Source organism: Paraburkholderia sp. BL9I2N2 (assembly GCF_004339745.1).
Classification (GTDB): Bacteria; Pseudomonadota; Gammaproteobacteria; order Burkholderiales; family Burkholderiaceae; genus Paraburkholderia.
Map to the genome: position 1 here is coordinate 4,423,780 of NZ_SMGP01000001.1, position 16,019 is coordinate 4,439,798.

The following is a 16,019-nucleotide window of genomic DNA, read 5'->3' on the forward strand; positions in this document are numbered from 1 at the left end:
CCCACCGAAACTGCGCCTTTGCGCAAGTGAAGAATTGAGTATCTAAAGGAAAAGCGATGAGTACTACTGCTTTGGTAGAAGGCAAGATCGTACAGTGCATCGGCGCGGTGATCGACGTGGAATTCCCGCGTGACCACATGCCGAAGGTTTACGACGCGCTCATTCTCGAAGGTTCGGAACTGACCCTCGAAGTCCAGCAGCAGCTGGGTGACGGCGTCGTCCGTACCATCTGTCTGGGTGCATCGGACGGTCTGCGCCGTGGTACGACGGTGAAGAACACCGGCAAGCCGATCAGCGTGCCGGTCGGCAAGCCGACCCTCGGCCGGATCATGGACGTGCTGGGTCGCCCGATCGACGAAGCCGGCCCGATCAACTCGGACGTGGTTCGCGGTATTCACCAGAAGGCTCCGGCTTTCGAGGACCTGTCGCCGTCGACGGAACTGCTCGAAACCGGCATCAAGGTTATCGATCTGATCTGCCCGTTCGCCAAGGGCGGTAAGGTTGGCCTGTTCGGTGGCGCCGGCGTGGGCAAGACCGTGAACATGATGGAACTGATCAACAACATCGCTAAGGAACATGGTGGTTACTCCGTGTTCGCCGGTGTTGGCGAGCGTACCCGTGAAGGGAACGACTTCTATCACGAAATGAAGGACTCGAACGTTCTGGACAAGGTCGCGCTGGTGTACGGCCAGATGAACGAGCCGCCGGGCAACCGTCTGCGCGTCGCGCTGACCGGTCTGACGATGGCTGAGCACTTCCGTGACGAAGGTCTCGACGTGCTGTTCTTCGTCGACAACATCTACCGTTTCACGCTGGCAGGCACGGAAGTGTCGGCACTGCTCGGCCGTATGCCGTCGGCAGTGGGCTATCAGCCGACGCTGGCTGAAGAAATGGGTAAGCTGCAAGAGCGTATTACGTCGACCAAGACCGGCTCGATCACGTCGGTTCAGGCCGTGTACGTCCCTGCGGATGACTTGACCGACCCGTCTCCGGCTACGACTTTCGGCCACTTGGACGCAACGGTTGTGTTGTCGCGTGACATCGCTTCGCTGGGGATCTACCCGGCAGTCGACCCGCTCGATTCGACCTCGCGTCAGATCGACCCGCACGTGATCGGTGAAGAGCACTACTCGATCACACGCGGCGTGCAGCAAACGCTGCAGCGCTACAAGGAACTGCGCGACATTATCGCGATTCTGGGCATGGACGAACTGGCGCCGGAAGACAAGCTCGCCGTGGCGCGCGCTCGTAAGATCCAGCGTTTCCTGTCGCAGCCGTTCCACGTCGCTGAAGTGTTCACGGGCTCGCCGGGCAAGTACGTGCCGCTTAAGGAAACGATCCGTGGCTTCAAGATGATCGTTGACGGCGAGTGCGACCACCTGCCGGAACAAGCGTTCTACATGGTCGGCACGATCGACGAAGCCTTCGAAAAGGCCAAGAAGATCCAGTAAAGGTCGGGTGTATAGAAGCGGGCGCCGGCCCATGTCGGTGCCCTCGAATTACGCTCACCAGGAGTCGATATGGCAACCATTAAAGTAGACGTCGTTAGCGCGGAAGAGCAAATCTTCTCGGGCCAGGCGAAGTTCGTCGCGCTGCCGGGCGAAGCAGGTGAACTCGGCATTTTGCCGGGCCACACGCCGCTCATCACGCGGATTCGTCCGGGTGCGGTGCGCATCGAAGCTGAAAACGGTGAAGAAGAGTTTGTCTTCGTCGCCGGTGGCATCCTCGAAATCCAGCCGGGCGCTGTGACGGTTCTCGCCGACACGGCTATCCGCGGCAAGGACCTCGACGAAGCCAAGGCTGAAGATGCACGCAAGCGTGCGGAAGAAGCGCTGCAGAACACGGGTTCGAACCTCGAATACGCAACCGCGCAAGCGGAACTCGCGTACGCGACGGCTCAGCTCGCTGCGATTCAGCGTCTGCGCAAGCTGCGCGGTCAGAACTAAAGCAATTCGCATCAGAGAGAAAGCAGCCTTCGGGGCTGCTTTTTTTTGACCATGACTTGACGTTTACGGAAAGGTCAGCAAAATCGGGTTTTCGAATCGATTGGCGCCACGCCTTGGCAGTCTGGAATGCGCTGCGGGTAAGACTTGATGCCGGACAGACACGCGCCGGTGGCACAATCGATTTCAAATTCATTTCAATAGGCGAGCTTCTGCTCAGCTCACGGAGACAACACCATGGCAACGCACGTGTCAGGCAAAGGTGCACTCATCGAACCCAAAGACGGACTGTCGTATGTCCGTGGGTCGACCGATATCCCGCTGAGCGAAGCAACAGTCGGCCAGTTTCTGCGCGATACGGCCGCACGCTTTCCGGACCGTCCGGCGGTGGTGTTTCGCGAGCAGCGCATTCGCTGGACATGGAAGGAGTTCGCCGAAGAAGTCGACATTTTGGCGGCAGGGCTGCTCACGCTCGGTATCGAGAAGGGGGACCGCGTCGGCATCTGGTCGCCCAATCGTGTGGAATGGTTGCTGACTCAGTTTGCGACCGCGCGCATCGGCGCCGTGCTGGTCAACATCAATCCGGCGTATCGGCTTGCGGAGCTTGAGTACGCGCTGAACAAGGTCGGCTGCAAGGCGATCATCGCTGCCGAGCGTTTCAAGACGTCTATGTACCTGGAAATGCTGCAGGAACTCGCGCCCGAGTTGGCCACGCAAGCGCCTGGTGAACTGCACGCGGCTAAGTTGCCGGAATTGCGCTACGTGATTCGCATGTGCGACACGGAAACGCCGGGTATGTTGAGCTTTTCCGACGTGATCGAGCAGGGGCGCGTGTCGCTCGACGTGGCGAAGCTCGACGCCATTGGCGCCACGCTCTCGTGCCATGAGCCGATCAATATCCAGTTCACCAGCGGCACAACAGGCAATCCGAAGGGCGCGACGCTGACCCACAGCAACGTGGTGAACAACGCGCGCTACATCGCGATGGCGATGCGGTTGACCGAACAGGACGGCTTGTGCATCCCCGTGCCGCTGTATCACTGCTTCGGCATGGTGCTGGCGGTGCTGGCGTGCGTGTCGGTCGGAGCGAATATGGTATTTCCGGGCGAGGGCTTCGAGCCGGCTGCAACACTGGCCGCGGTCGCGGAAGAGCAGTGCACCGCGTTGCACGGCGTGCCGACCATGTTCATCGCCGAACTCGACCATCCGAACTTCGCCACCTACGACTTTTCGCGCTTGCGCACCGGCATCATGGCGGGCTCGCCTTGCCCGATCGAGACCATGAAGAAGGTCGTCTCTCGAATGCATCTGGGCGAAATCACTATCGCCTACGGCATGACGGAAACCAGCCCGGTCTCTTTCCAGAGCTCGACGACCGATCCGCTCGACAAGCGCACGACGACGGTCGGCCGCATCCAGCCGCACCTCGAAGTGAAAATCGTCGACCCGCTCGGCGAGATCGTGCCGGTGGGCGAAACCGGCGAACTGTGCACGCGCGGCTATTCGGTGATGCAGGGCTATTGGGGTGACGAGGCGAAGACACGCGAAAGCATTGTCGACGGCTGGATGCATACCGGCGATCTGGCGACGCTCGATGCCGAAGGCTACTGCAACATCGTCGGCCGGCTGAAGGACATGCTGATTCGCGGCGGCGAAAACATCTATCCGCGCGAGATCGAAGAGTTTTTGTTCCGCCACCCGAAGATCCAGAGCGTGCAGGTGTTCGGCGTGCCCGACGCGAAGTACGGCGAGGAGGTCTGTGCGTGGGTCGTATTGCGCTCGGGCGAGCAAGCGACGGCTGAAGAGATCCAGCAGTTCTGCCAGGGGCAGATTGCGCACTACAAGGTGCCGAAGTACATCCGCTTCGTCGACGAACTGCCGATGACGGTGACCGGCAAGGTGCAGAAGTTCATTATGCGCGAGCAGATGATCAGTGAATTGAAGCTGCGGGAAGACAAGACGGCGTAACGCTCAACGGCTGGTCCGCGCGCGGCACATCATTGCACGAAGCGGATCAGCCACTGAGGTACAAAAGATAAGACCGGAGGGGCAAAGCGTTTGCCGCGCAAGGTCGCTCAAGTACCGCGAATATGCCCGAAACAGCGCTTTACAGCGCTGCGCAAACGTTTGGCCAGACGAAAAAAAAGCGGGCCTGGAGCCCGCTAAAAACCACACGCTACGGGGTTAGCGCGAGGAGACCAAAGAAGGAACCGACTGAGACGACGACCCTGCGTCGACACGGCCCCAGCAGGGATGCCCCTTCACAGGGCTTCGGCATACGCCGACCGGCAAGTGCATCGTATCCGCTCACACCACGCACCCAGCCACATCCGTGTTGAAACCGTTGAGGGCATTGTGGGCGAATTAACCTACGAGCGCGGTAACAAAGTGTTTCAGGTTGTAACGCCCGCCAGATAAGGCGCTGCAGGATAAATTGCCAAAAGGAAACGTTTAAAACGCAATTTTTACCGATGACTCGCTCGCAATTTCGTACGCATGATTGATGCTATTCGCGATGCATAATGCCGCGTAATCCGTTAAGTCGATTCCGCATGAAATGGTTGCACGTTCATCTTTTGGAACAGGAATCGCCCGTGTTACAGGTGCTTGCCCGCCCGGACCGATTTCCGGAATCCAAATAATGTCGCCTGGCTGCGTTGCAACATCCCTCCTACACGCAATCGGGGCACAAGGGCCGGTTCGCTAATTAATCGATTTGACGTTATTGTTCGGTTTTTACTTAACAGCGCCCTGCACCGTTACATGATTGGCGCGTGAGGCAGGTCCTTTTGGCGTATCCCGACCGACGCCGCCTTACAGTGGAGACCGAAAAGTAAGGCGGCCGAAAAACGCATTACGCTACTTCAGCCATTTGTCTGAAATAGCTTGGTATTCGCCGGTGGCGCGCGCAAGGTGCAACCACTGATCGACGTACTGCTGGAACGCCACATCGCCACGCGGCAGCAGCCAGGCCTTTTCTCCATACTGGAACGGCTTGTCTGGATGCACCGAGCAAAGTCCCGGATTCAGCTTCTGCTGCAACAGGGTCTCCGACGCGTCCGTCACCATCACGTCTGCCTTGCCGGCGAGGATCTGCTTGAAGATCGTCACGTTGTCCGGATAGACGGTCAGATTCGCATGCGGAAAGTACTGTTTCGCGAAGCGCTCGTTGGTGCCGCCCGGATTGACGATCACGCGCGTCGCCGGCTGGTCGATCTGCGCCACGGTCTGATATTTGTTGCCGTCGTCACACCGAACGATCGGCGTCTTGCCGTCGACCATGTAGGCCTCCGTGAAAAACGCGCGCTTCTGCCGTTCGAGGGTCGGCGACACGCCGCCCACGCCGACGTCGCATTTGGCCACAAAGTCGTTCATCAGGTTCGACCACGACGTCTTGACGTACTCCGTCTTGACGCCGAGCGATTTAGCGAGCGACTCCGTCATGTCGATATCGATGCCTTCGAACTGGCCGTCTGTCTTATAGAACGAGTACGGTTTGTAGTCGCCAGTCGTGCAGGCGCGCAGCGTGCCGCGCGCGAGGATGTCGTCGAGCCGCGAGGGCGCGGCGGCGGTGGGGCTGGTCTGTGCCCCGGCCACGCCTGCGTGCATCAAAACGCCGGCCAGCGCGCCGAGCAGTGCGAATGCTGCCTTGTTCATCGAGTCTCCTTGGTTGTATGTAATTGTTTGGTAAGTCCGTTGGATAATAGCCCGGCAATTCGCGCTTGAACATTGGCCGTTCAGCCAGGTCGCGCCGCCACTGCCAGCCTGCGGAAAACCGGCCGCGAGCGACGCGCACAACAGTTATTGGCCGGATCAAGCACGATGCTGTGAGCCGGGTCCGGTAAAATGCCCCTTTGCCCTCAGTCGTACGCAACGTGGCCCATAAACTCCTGAACGACACTTTCCTGCGCGCGCTGCTGCGCCAGCCGACCGACTACACGCCGATCTGGCTGATGCGGCAAGCTGGCCGCTACCTGCCGGAATACAACGCCACGCGTGGTCGAGCGGGCAGTTTCCTCGGTCTGGCAAAGAGCCCGGCGTTCGCGACGGAAGTTACCTTGCAGCCGCTCGAGCGTTACCCGCTCGACGCCGCGATCCTGTTCTCCGACATCCTGACCGTGCCCGACGCCATGGGGCTCGGCCTCGAGTTCGTGACCGGCGAGGGTCCCAAATTTGTTCGCCCGGTACGCACGGAAGATGACGTCGCGCGCCTCGCGGTGCCGGACATCGACGCGACGCTGCGCTACGTGACCGACGCCGTGCGCGAAATTCGCACCGCGCTCACCGACGCCCAAGGCCGTCAACGCGTGCCGCTCATCGGCTTTTCAGGCAGCCCGTGGACGCTCGCGTGCTATATGGTCGAAGGCGGCGGTTCGGCGGATTTCCGCACGGTCAAGTCGATGCTCTATGCGCGGCCGGATCTGATGCATCGCATTCTCGACGTCAACGCGCGCTCGGTCGCGGCTTACTTGAACGCGCAAATCGAAGCAGGCGCGCAAGCCGTGATGATTTTCGACACGTGGGGCGGGGCGCTGGCGGACGGCGTCTATCAACGCTTTTCGCTGCACTACATCCAGCAGGTGGTGAGCCAGCTGAAGCGCGATCACGACGGCGAAAAAGTGCCGGTGATCACCTTCACGAAGGGCGGCGGCCTGTGGCTCGACGAGATCGCCGAGATCGGCGTGGATGCGGTCGGCCTCGACTGGACAGTGAACCTGAGCAAGGCGCGCGAGCGCGTGGGCGGGAAGGTGGCGCTACAAGGCAACATCGATCCCTCGGTGCTGTTCGCGCCGCCGGCTGCGATCCGCATGGAAGCGCGCGCAGTGCTCGACAGTTTCGGGAATCACCCGGGCCACGTGTTCAATCTCGGCCACGGCATTTCACAGTTCACGCCGCCGGAGAACGTCGCCGAACTCGTGGACGAGGTGCATCGTCACAGCCGGGCGATTCGCAGTGGCGCTCATGCACCGGTATGAAGCCGTAATCGTTACCAATTTTTGTTGCAACGCAGCGAAGTGGGCTCTCGGCCTAAGGGAATATTTGCAGCTAGCGGGCCGTCAGATGGCGGTCCTGAGAAAGTCAAGACTTGACTTATGCACATTCATCACGCTGCGGCGCGGTAGAAGCTTTAGTCGTGTCCTGGCCCTTGCACATTGCAGGCGCATTTGATCTAAGCCTTGTCTGGCAAGGGTTTCACGGCATCAGTACAGAATGTGCGGAATCCCACAGAAGGCCGCTGCGGCGCGGTTCCCGGGCTGTCCGGGCAAAGTTCTCAACAAAGTTATCCACAGGCACGCGGACCGATTGCAATTGTTCAGCGGAATCCAAAACTTAGCGCCGAAATTGAAGTTTTACTTTAACTTCGACGGGTTCACCGTCTGCGTAATGGGCACCAAGATGCGGCGTCGTGTCGCGCCCATTCTTCTGATCTCCACTCGCGCGTGAGTGAGGTATTCGTCCGTGTTGCGCTGGATCATCCGCTGCCGACCCTGTTCGACTACCGGTGCGACACGCCCGAACCCGTCGCGCCGGGCATCCTGGTGAGCGTGCCGTTCGGCAAGCGCCATGTCGTCGGGCTCGTCTGCGAAGTGACCGCTCACAGCGACGTACCATCCGACCGTCTTCGCTCGGTCAGTAGCGTATGCACAGCTTGTCCGCCGATATCGTCGGAATGGCTGAAGCTGGCTGCCTTCGCTGCCGACTATTACCAGCGTGGTCTCGGGGAAGTCGCGTTGCCCGCGTTGCCGCAGGCGCTGCGCGATGCGTCCCGCTGGTCGCGCCTGTTCGCGCCGGAAGAGCGCTACAGCCTGACGCCTGAAGGCCGCACGGCGTTGCCCGATGCCCTGCCGGCTCGGGCAAGCGCATTGCGCAAGCTGGCGCAGGCCTTGGCGGAGGCAGAATTCCTCCTTGCCGCCGACGCCCGCGCACTGCACCCGAAAGCGATCGCAACGCTCGACGCGTGGCGAGCGGAAGGCTGGGTTGCGCTGGACATCATTGAAGCCGCCGCCGTCCTTGCCGCCGCCGCTTCGCCTGACGCGCCCGCGCCCACGCTGCCCACGCTCACCGACGAGCAGGCGGCCGCCGTCGAAGCAATCCGCGACGCCGAAGGCTTTGCGCCGTTCCTGCTGCACGGCGTGACGGGTAGCGGCAAGACCGAGGTCTATCTGCGTGCGCTCGCCGAGATTCTGGCCGCGAAGCCCGACGCTCAGGCGCTCGTCCTCGTGCCCGAAATCAATCTGACACCGCAGTTCGAGGCGGCCTTCCGCGCACGCTTCGCCGCGCTCGAAGGCACGTCGATCGTCACGCTGCATAGCGGTCTCGCGGAAGGCGAGCGCGCCCGCAACTGGTTCGCCGCGCACACCGGCCGCGCGCGCATCGTGCTCGGCACGCGACTGGCGGTGCTGGCGTCGCTGCCCGAGCTCGCGATCATCGTCGTCGACGAGGAGCACGATCCGGCCTACAAGCAGCAGGAAGGCTTGCGTTATTCGGCGCGCGATCTGGCGATCTATCGCGCCAAGCAACTCGACTTGCCGGTCGTGCTCGGCTCGGCCACGCCGTCGCTGGAGAGCTGGTGGCAGGCTGACCAGGGGCGTTACAAACGGCTCACGTTGTCGCGCCGTGCCGTCGCCGAGGCCGTGCTGCCCACGGTCAAACTGATCGATCTGGAAGAGGAGCGACGGCGTGGACGGGCATCGGTGGAAGGCTTGTCGGGGCCGCTGATCGCCGCGCTGAAGGCGCGACTCGAACGCGGCGAGCAAAGCCTCGTGTTCCTGAACCGCCGCGGTTACGCTCCGCAGCTTGCCTGCGATGCCTGCGGCTGGGTCGCCGGTTGTCCGCGATGCAGCGCCTATGTCGTGCTCCACAAGCCCGAGCGCGCACTGCGCTGCCACCATTGCGGCTGGGAAGCGCGCATTCCGCGCTCGTGCCCGGAGTGCGGCAACGTCGACATCGCGCCGATGGGCCGAGGCACGCAGCGCGTTGAAGAAACACTGGCGAGCGCGGTGCCCGGCGCCCGAATATTGCGAATCGACGCCGACAGCACGCGCCGCAAAGGCAGCGCCCAAGCGCTGTTTTCCGACGTCCATGCGGGCGAGGTCGACATCCTCGTCGGCACGCAGATGATCGCCAAGGGTCACGACTTCCAGCGCGTGTCGCTGGTCGGCGTGCTGAACGCCGACACCGCGCTGTTTTCCCACGACTTCCGCGCGAGCGAGCGACTCTTCGCTCAACTGATGCAGGTGAGCGGCCGGGCAGGCCGCGCGGGTCTGCCCGGCGAAGTGCTGGTGCAGACACGTTATCCGCGCCACGCGCTCTACCACGCGCTAGGCCGCCATGACTACGTCGGCTTTGCCAACTCCACGCTGGCCGAGCGGCGTGACGCGCACTTGCCGCCATTCGTCTATCAGGCTTTGTTGCGCGCCGAAGGCCGTACGCTCGAAGCCGCGCTCGCCTTCCTGCAGCAGGCGGCGGCCGAACTCACCGGTATTCCGGCCGCCGAACGCGTGACTGTCTACGATGCCGTGCCGCTCACCATCGTCAAGGTGATGCACGTGCATCGCGCGCAGTTGCTGATCGAGAGCGCGTCGCGGGCCGCTTTGCAGGCGACCTTGCGTGCCTGGCAGCCGCTGCTGCGCGGTCTGAAAGGCGTGCTGCGGTGGAATCTCGAAGTCGATCCGCTCGCCATCTAAGGCGCGTCGCCGGGCCGGCGCCGTCGTTACTCCTTTCGGTCATATTCTTAGAGCGAATGGTCGTTTCGTTTTGCGACGCCGCTCGCCTATATTTCGCCGGATCGGCGCACCTTCAGGCAAAACTCCAACATTCCCGCGCCGATGCATCTCAACTTCCTCGGGGCATGGCGATGAGGGATACCAATCCGACGCTGCAACCCGGCGCGGCGCCGACGAATCGGCACAGCACGCACGGTGGCGGACTTTTTTCGACTGAAGACTGGTGGGCAGTGTGGGTCGGCCTGCTGGTGATCGTGGTCGCCTGGGCGCTGTTCGCGTCGGGCAGCAGCATCAAGTGGCTGGCGGTGGCGCCGGCCAAATGGTCGAGCGTGGCGCAGGCCGCGCAGGATATCGGCAAGCGTTTGCCCAACTATGCCGCACTGTTTATCACGTTCGCCCTGCTATTCGGCGTGAGCCTGGCAGCGCTGAAGCAGCGGGTCGGCGCGTTCCTGGCGTCGTTCCTGATTCTGTTCATCGCGTCGGCGCTGATTTTCACGCTCGGCGCGTGGGTCAACGCGTCGAAGTACAACCTCGAGCCGCCGCTCGTCGCGCTGGCGCTGGGCCTGCTGATCTCGAACGTGTTCACGCTGCCCGAATGGTTTTCTGCCGGCTTGCGCGTCGAGTTTTATATCAAGGTCGGTATCGTGCTGCTCGGCGCGACGTTGCCGTTCACATTGCTGGTGTGGGCGGGACCGGTGGCGGTCGGGCAGGCGACCATCGTCTCGCTTGTCACCTTCTTCGTGATTTTCTTTGCCGCGAAGGCATTCGGCCTCGACCGGCGTTTTGCCGCCGTGCTCGGCGTCGGCGGCGCGGTGTGCGGCGTCTCGGCGGCGATCGCGATTGCCGGCGCGGTGCGGGCCAAGCGCGAACAGGCTTCGGTGGCGATTACGCTGGTGGTGCTGTGGGCGATCGTGATGATCTTCGTGTTGCCGTTCGCGTCCCGCTCGCTCGGACTGTCGACCGCGGTCGCCGGCGCCTGGATAGGCACGTCCGAATTCGCCGACGCCGCCGGCATCGCGGCCGCGCAAGCGTATGGCGATTTCGCGAAGCATGCGGGCGGCGCGATTGCGGGCGCGCCGGAGGCGTCATTGCAGGCGTTCACGCTGATGAAAGTAGTCGGCCGCGATATCTGGATCGGGATCTGGGCGTTCGTGCTGGCGATCGTCGCGACGACGCGCTGGGAGTCCCAAGACAGCGGCGTCAAAGCGAAGGCCAATGCCGGCGAGATCTGGGCGCGCTTTCCGAAGTTCGTGATCGGCTTCGTGATCGCGTCGGCGCTGGTGACGTGGATTGCCAGCCACTATTCACTGGCAGATTACCGCAAGGTGGTGACGCCGGAATTCGTCGCGCCGATTACGGCGTTGCGCACGTGGGCGTTCACTTTCTGCTTCCTGAGCATCGGGCTGACCACGCGCTTACGCTCGCTCACCGCCACCGGCCTGAAGCCGTTCCTCGCCTTTACGGTGGGCGTGGTGGTCAATATCGCCATCGGCTACGCGCTGTCCGCGCACGTGTTCGCGCCGTACTGGAATAGCTTGGGGCAGGGCTCGTGATGCGCAACGCGGCCCGCATCGACAGCACGGCACAGGCGCGCGAAGAAACGCGCGCGCCGTGCTGCGCGGGCTGCCGGTATCGCGCTGAGAATCGGGATTCGTTAGAGCAGGGCATTCCGGGTCTCGCGGTGTTCGGTTCCGCGTTCGGCGCGAGCGTGGCGGACAGCCGGCTTTGCCGGCTGCACGATCAACTCGTTTCGCCCGGCGACAGCTGCGCGCAGTTCGAACCGCTTCATCAACATTGACACGCGCCTAAGCCACGCCCCGGCGTCGAGCCGGGCGGTGCATGCGTCCTGCCGCTGGGCCAGCCGGAGATCGGCGTCGCTCTGTCCGGCACGGAACGCCGGACGCGACCATTCACTCGTTTAATGCGGTCCGCGCGTCGCTCGCCGATGCGCGCGATGCCGCGGGCGTGTGTCCCTCGGCATCGCGCCTTCCCGGCCCACGCGTCGCGCCGCGGATGAACAGCACCGCGCAAGTCGCGCACATCGCCCAGATGCCCAATATCACCAGCCACTTTTCCATTTCGCCTGTCCTCTAAAACCCCGTACCGTTTTTTGTGCGTGCCCGGAGGCCGCGTGCCGCTATGTTCCGTATAACGGCGCGCCGACCTGTTCTGATAAGGGTAAATGCAAAAAGAATCACGCCAGGGAAAGTACTAAGCGCAACCGCCGTACCCGCGCTCAGCGCCATCTAGCGCAAACCCCCGCCGCACAAGGCTCCCATCAGGGTGCAACCATGCGCTTAACATGGTTGCACCTTTTTATTGGGAGGCGTACGATTCGCCCAACTTTTAGTCTTTTTCCAGCACATTCGTCTGGTATCCGAAGAAGGAAACATGGCTAGCACCACCCTTGGCGTCAAGGTCGACGACCTCCTGCGTTCCCGGCTGAAAGATGCCGCCACCCGTCTCGAACGCACTCCGCACTGGCTCATCAAGCAGGCCATCTTCGCGTACCTCGAAAAGATCGAGCACGGTCAGTTGCCGCCCGAGCTGTCGGGCGTGACGGGCTCGGCGGATCTCGCCGACGGCGCCACGGTCGAGCAGGAAGAAGACGGCGCGTCACACCCGTTCCTCGAGTTCGCGCAAAACGTGCAACCGCAGTCGGTGCTGCGCGCGGCGATCACGGCCGCTTACCGTCGTCCGGAGCCGGAATGCTTGCCGTTCCTGCTTGGTCAGGCGCGCTTGCCGGCGAACCTCGCGGGCGATGTGCAGACCATGGCCGGCAAGCTCGTCGAGACGCTGCGTACGAAGAGCAAGGGCGGTGGCGTCGAAGGGCTGATCCACGAGTTCTCGCTGTCGAGCCAGGAAGGCGTGGCGCTGATGTGCCTCGCCGAAGCGCTGCTGCGCATTCCCGACCGCGCCACGCGCGACGCGCTGATCCGCGACAAGATCAGCAAGGGCGACTGGAAATCGCACGTCGGCCAGGCGCCGTCGCTGTTCGTCAACGCCGCGACCTGGGGCTTGATGATTACCGGCAAGCTGGTGACGACCAATAGCGAAACGAGTCTCTCGTCGGCGCTCACGCGTTTGATCGGCAAGGGCGGCGAGCCGCTGATCCGCAAGGGCGTCGACATGGCGATGCGACTGATGGGCGAGCAGTTCGTCACGGGTGAGAATATCTCCGAAGCCCTGGCCAATAGCCGCAAGTACGAAGCGCGCGGCTTCCGCTACTCATACGACATGCTGGGCGAAGCGGCCACCACCGAAGCTGACGCGCAGCGTTACTACGCGTCGTACGAACAGGCGATCCACGCGATCGGCAAGGCTGCCGGCGGCCGTGGCATCTACGAAGGCCCGGGCATCTCGATCAAGCTCTCCGCGCTGCACGCACGCTACTCGCGTTCGCAGCAGGAACGCACGATGAGCGAACTGCTGCCGCGCGTGCGCTCGCTCGCGATCCTCGCGCGCCGCTACGACATCGGCCTGAACATCGACGCCGAAGAAGCCGACCGCCTGGAAATCTCGCTCGACCTGCTCGAAGCGTTGTGCTTCGATCCGGAACTGGCCGGCTGGAACGGCATCGGCTTCGTGGTGCAGGCGTATCAGAAGCGCTGCCCGTTCGTGATCGACTACATCATCGATCTGGCGCGCCGTAGCCGTCACCGCATCATGGTGCGCCTCGTGAAGGGCGCGTACTGGGATACCGAAATCAAGCGCGCGCAAGTGGACGGCCTCGAAGGCTATCCGGTCTACACGCGCAAGATCTACACGGACGTGTCGTACCTGGCGTGCGCGAAAAAACTGCTGAGCGCGCCCGACGCGGTCTATCCGCAGTTCGCCACGCACAACGCGCACACGCTCTCCGCGATCTATCACCTCGCGGGCAATAACTACTATCCCGGCCAGTACGAGTTCCAGTGCCTGCACGGCATGGGCGAGCCGCTGTACGAGGAAGTCACCGGCCGCGACAAGCTGAATCGTCCGTGTCGCGTGTATGCGCCGGTCGGCACGCATGAAACGCTGCTCGCGTACCTCGTGCGCCGCTTGCTGGAAAACGGCGCGAACACGTCGTTCGTGAATCGTATCGCCGACGAAAGCGTCGCGATCAAGGACCTGATCGCCGACCCGGTCGACGAAGCCTCGAAGATCGTGCCGCTCGGCGCGCCGCACGCGAAGATTCCGCTGCCGCGCAACCTGTACGGCGCCGAGCGTCTCAATTCGATGGGCCTCGATCTGTCGAACGAGCATCGGCTGGCGTCGCTGTCGTCGGCGTTGCTGGCGAGCGCGCATCATCCGTGGCGTGCCGCGCCGATGCTCGAAGACAACGAGATCGCCGTCGGCGTCGCGCGCGACGTGCGCAATCCGGCGGATCATCGCGACCTCGTCGGCACGGTCGTGGAAGCGACGCCGGAGCATGTGAGCGCCGCGCTGGCGCATGCCGTCGCCGCTGCTCCGATCTGGCAAGCCACGCCGGTCGAAGCGCGTGCCGATTGCCTCGCGCGTGCCGCCGATCTGCTCGAAGCGCAGATGCATACGCTGATGGGTCTGGTGGTGCGTGAAGCCGGCAAGTCGCTGGCCAACGCGGTCGCGGAAATCCGCGAAGCAATCGACTTCCTGCGCTATTACTCCACGCAGATCCGCGACGAGTTCTCCAACGACACGCATCGCCCGCTCGGTCCGGTGGTCTGTATCAGCCCGTGGAATTTCCCGCTGGCGATTTTCATGGGCCAGGTGGCCGCGGCGCTTGCTGCCGGCAACACCGTGCTCGCGAAGCCGGCTGAACAAACGCCGCTGATCGCCGCGCAAGCCGTGCGCATTCTGCGCGAAGCCGGCGTGCCGGCGGGCGCGGTGCAACTGCTGCCGGGCAATGGTGAAACGGTGGGCGCTGCGTTGGTGGCCGATCCGCGCACCCGCGCGGTGATGTTCACCGGTTCGACGGAAGTCGCGCGCCTCATCAACAAAACGCTGTCGAGCCGCCTCGATCCGGACGGTAAGCCGATTCCGCTGATCGCCGAAACGGGCGGCCAGAACGCGATGATCGTCGACTCGTCGGCGCTGGCTGAACAGGTGGTCGCGGACGTGCTGCAATCGTCTTTCGACTCCGCCGGTCAACGGTGTTCCGCGCTGCGCGTTCTTTGTCTGCAGGACGATGTTGCGGACCGCACGCTGGAGATGCTGACCGGCGCGATGCGCGAACTCGCCGTGGGCAATCCGGATCGTCTGTCGATCGACGTCGGTCCGGTGATCGACCTCGACGCGAAACGCGGCATCGACTCGCACGTCGCGGCGATGCGCGAGAAAGGCCGCAAGGTCGAGCAACTGCCGATGCCTGACGGTTGCGCACAAGGCACCTTCGTTCCGCCGACGCTGATCGAACTCGACAGCATCGACGAATTGAAGCGCGAAGTGTTCGGCCCGGTGCTGCACGTGGTGCGTTATCGCCGCAGCCAGCTCGACAAGCTGCTGGAACAGATCCGCACGACCGGCTACGGCCTGACGCTCGGCATCCATACGCGGATCGATGAAACCATTGCTCACGTGATCAGCCGCGCGCACGTCGGCAACATTTATGTGAACCGCAATGTGATCGGTGCTGTGGTGGGTGTGCAGCCATTCGGCGGTGAAGGTTTGTCGGGCACGGGCCCGAAAGCGGGCGGCGCGCTGTATCTGCAGCGTTTGCTGGCGACGCGTCCGGCCGGTTTGCCGAAGTCGCTCGCACAGGCATTGGTCGCGGATGTACCGCACGCAGCAGAAAACAGCGACAATCCGTCCGCTGCGTTGACGGCGTATCGCGACTGGCTGATCGCGGAACAACAGCCGGTGCTGGCCGCACGCTGCGACGGCTATCTGTCGCATGTGCCGGCGGGCGCCACCGCGGTACTGTCGGGACCGACTGGCGAGCGCAACACGTACACGCTCGGCGCGCGCGGCACGGTGCTGTGTGTTGCATCGACGGCGAGCGGTGCGCGCGTGCAGTTCGCCGCGGCGCTGGCTACGGGAAATCGCGCGTTGTTCGAAGGCGCCGCTGGTGAACAATTGGTGGCGCAGTTGCCCGCCACGCTCAAGTCGCATGCGAGCGTGAAGAAGAGCGCCGACACGCCGTTCGACGCCGTGCTGTTCGAAGGCGATAGCGACGAACTGCTGGCGCTGGTGAAGGAAGTCGCGAAGCGTCCGGGCCCGATCGTTTCGGTGCAGGGCGTCGCGGCACGCGCGTTGGAAAGCGGCGATGAGGATTACGCGCTCGAGCGTCTGTTGACGGAACGCTCGGTCAGCGTGAATACGGCAGCAGCCGGCGGTAATGCGAATTTGATGACGATCGGTTGAGCGAACCTTAACGATCTTTTCAAAAAAG

Annotated in this window: 10 protein-coding genes; 8 read left to right on the forward strand and 2 right to left on the reverse strand. The window is 62.9% G+C overall.

Going from position 1 to position 16,019, the window contains the following annotated elements:
- Positions 1-56: 56 nt before the first annotated feature.
- The 3 genes from atpD (at position 57) to B0G74_RS20195 (ending at position 3,911) form a co-directional block, all read left to right on the forward strand.
- On the forward strand, positions 57-1,451 hold the full coding sequence (gene atpD / locus B0G74_RS20185; RefSeq protein ID WP_132376538.1) for a F0F1 ATP synthase subunit beta: 1,395 nt from the start codon (positions 57-59) through the stop codon (positions 1,449-1,451).
- A 69-nt stretch (positions 1,452-1,520) separates the two neighbouring features.
- Positions 1,521-1,946, forward strand: a complete 426-nt coding sequence (locus B0G74_RS20190) for a F0F1 ATP synthase subunit epsilon (RefSeq protein WP_012434800.1) — start codon at positions 1,521-1,523, stop codon at positions 1,944-1,946.
- 234 nt (positions 1,947-2,180) lie between these two features.
- Complete coding sequence (locus B0G74_RS20195) at positions 2,181-3,911, forward strand: AMP-binding protein (protein WP_132376539.1); 1,731 nt, start codon at positions 2,181-2,183, stop codon at positions 3,909-3,911.
- Positions 3,912-4,802: 891 nt separating this feature from the next.
- Here the strand turns inward: B0G74_RS20195 and B0G74_RS20200 are convergent.
- A complete protein-coding gene (locus B0G74_RS20200) occupies positions 4,803-5,600 on the reverse strand; it encodes a transporter substrate-binding domain-containing protein (RefSeq protein ID WP_132376540.1) in 798 nt (265 codons plus the stop codon).
- Positions 5,601-5,818: 218 nt separating this feature from the next.
- On the opposite strand from B0G74_RS20200, the gene hemE reads away from it, so the two are divergent.
- The 4 genes from hemE to B0G74_RS20220 all read left to right on the forward strand — a co-directional run bounded on the left by hemE (position 5,819) and on the right by B0G74_RS20220 (position 11,468).
- Complete coding sequence (hemE, locus tag B0G74_RS20205) at positions 5,819-6,919, forward strand: uroporphyrinogen decarboxylase (RefSeq protein WP_132376541.1); 1,101 nt, start codon at positions 5,819-5,821, stop codon at positions 6,917-6,919.
- Between the two features lie 465 nt (positions 6,920-7,384).
- Positions 7,385-9,631, forward strand: coding sequence for a primosomal protein N' (locus B0G74_RS20210; RefSeq protein ID WP_132376542.1), 2,247 nt, complete (start codon positions 7,385-7,387; stop codon positions 9,629-9,631).
- A 170-nt stretch (positions 9,632-9,801) separates the two neighbouring features.
- Complete coding sequence (locus tag B0G74_RS20215; RefSeq protein WP_132376543.1) at positions 9,802-11,223, forward strand: putative sulfate exporter family transporter; 1,422 nt, start codon at positions 9,802-9,804, stop codon at positions 11,221-11,223.
- Entirely contained in the window at positions 11,223-11,468 is a 246-nt protein-coding gene (locus B0G74_RS20220; protein WP_132377015.1) for a hypothetical protein, read from the forward strand. Before B0G74_RS20215 ends, B0G74_RS20220 begins: the two co-directional genes overlap by 1 nt.
- Before the next feature lie 112 nt (positions 11,469-11,580).
- Here B0G74_RS20220 and B0G74_RS45830 read toward each other — a convergent pair whose 3' ends face one another.
- Positions 11,581-11,748, reverse strand: a complete 168-nt coding sequence (locus B0G74_RS45830) for a hypothetical protein (RefSeq protein WP_165923883.1) — start codon at positions 11,746-11,748, stop codon at positions 11,581-11,583.
- Positions 11,749-12,061: 313 nt separating this feature from the next.
- Between B0G74_RS45830 and putA the strand changes: the two genes are divergently transcribed.
- On the forward strand, positions 12,062-15,991 hold the full coding sequence (putA, locus tag B0G74_RS20225) for a trifunctional transcriptional regulator/proline dehydrogenase/L-glutamate gamma-semialdehyde dehydrogenase (RefSeq protein WP_132376544.1): 3,930 nt from the start codon (positions 12,062-12,064) through the stop codon (positions 15,989-15,991).
- The last annotated feature ends 28 nt before the right edge of the window (positions 15,992-16,019 follow it).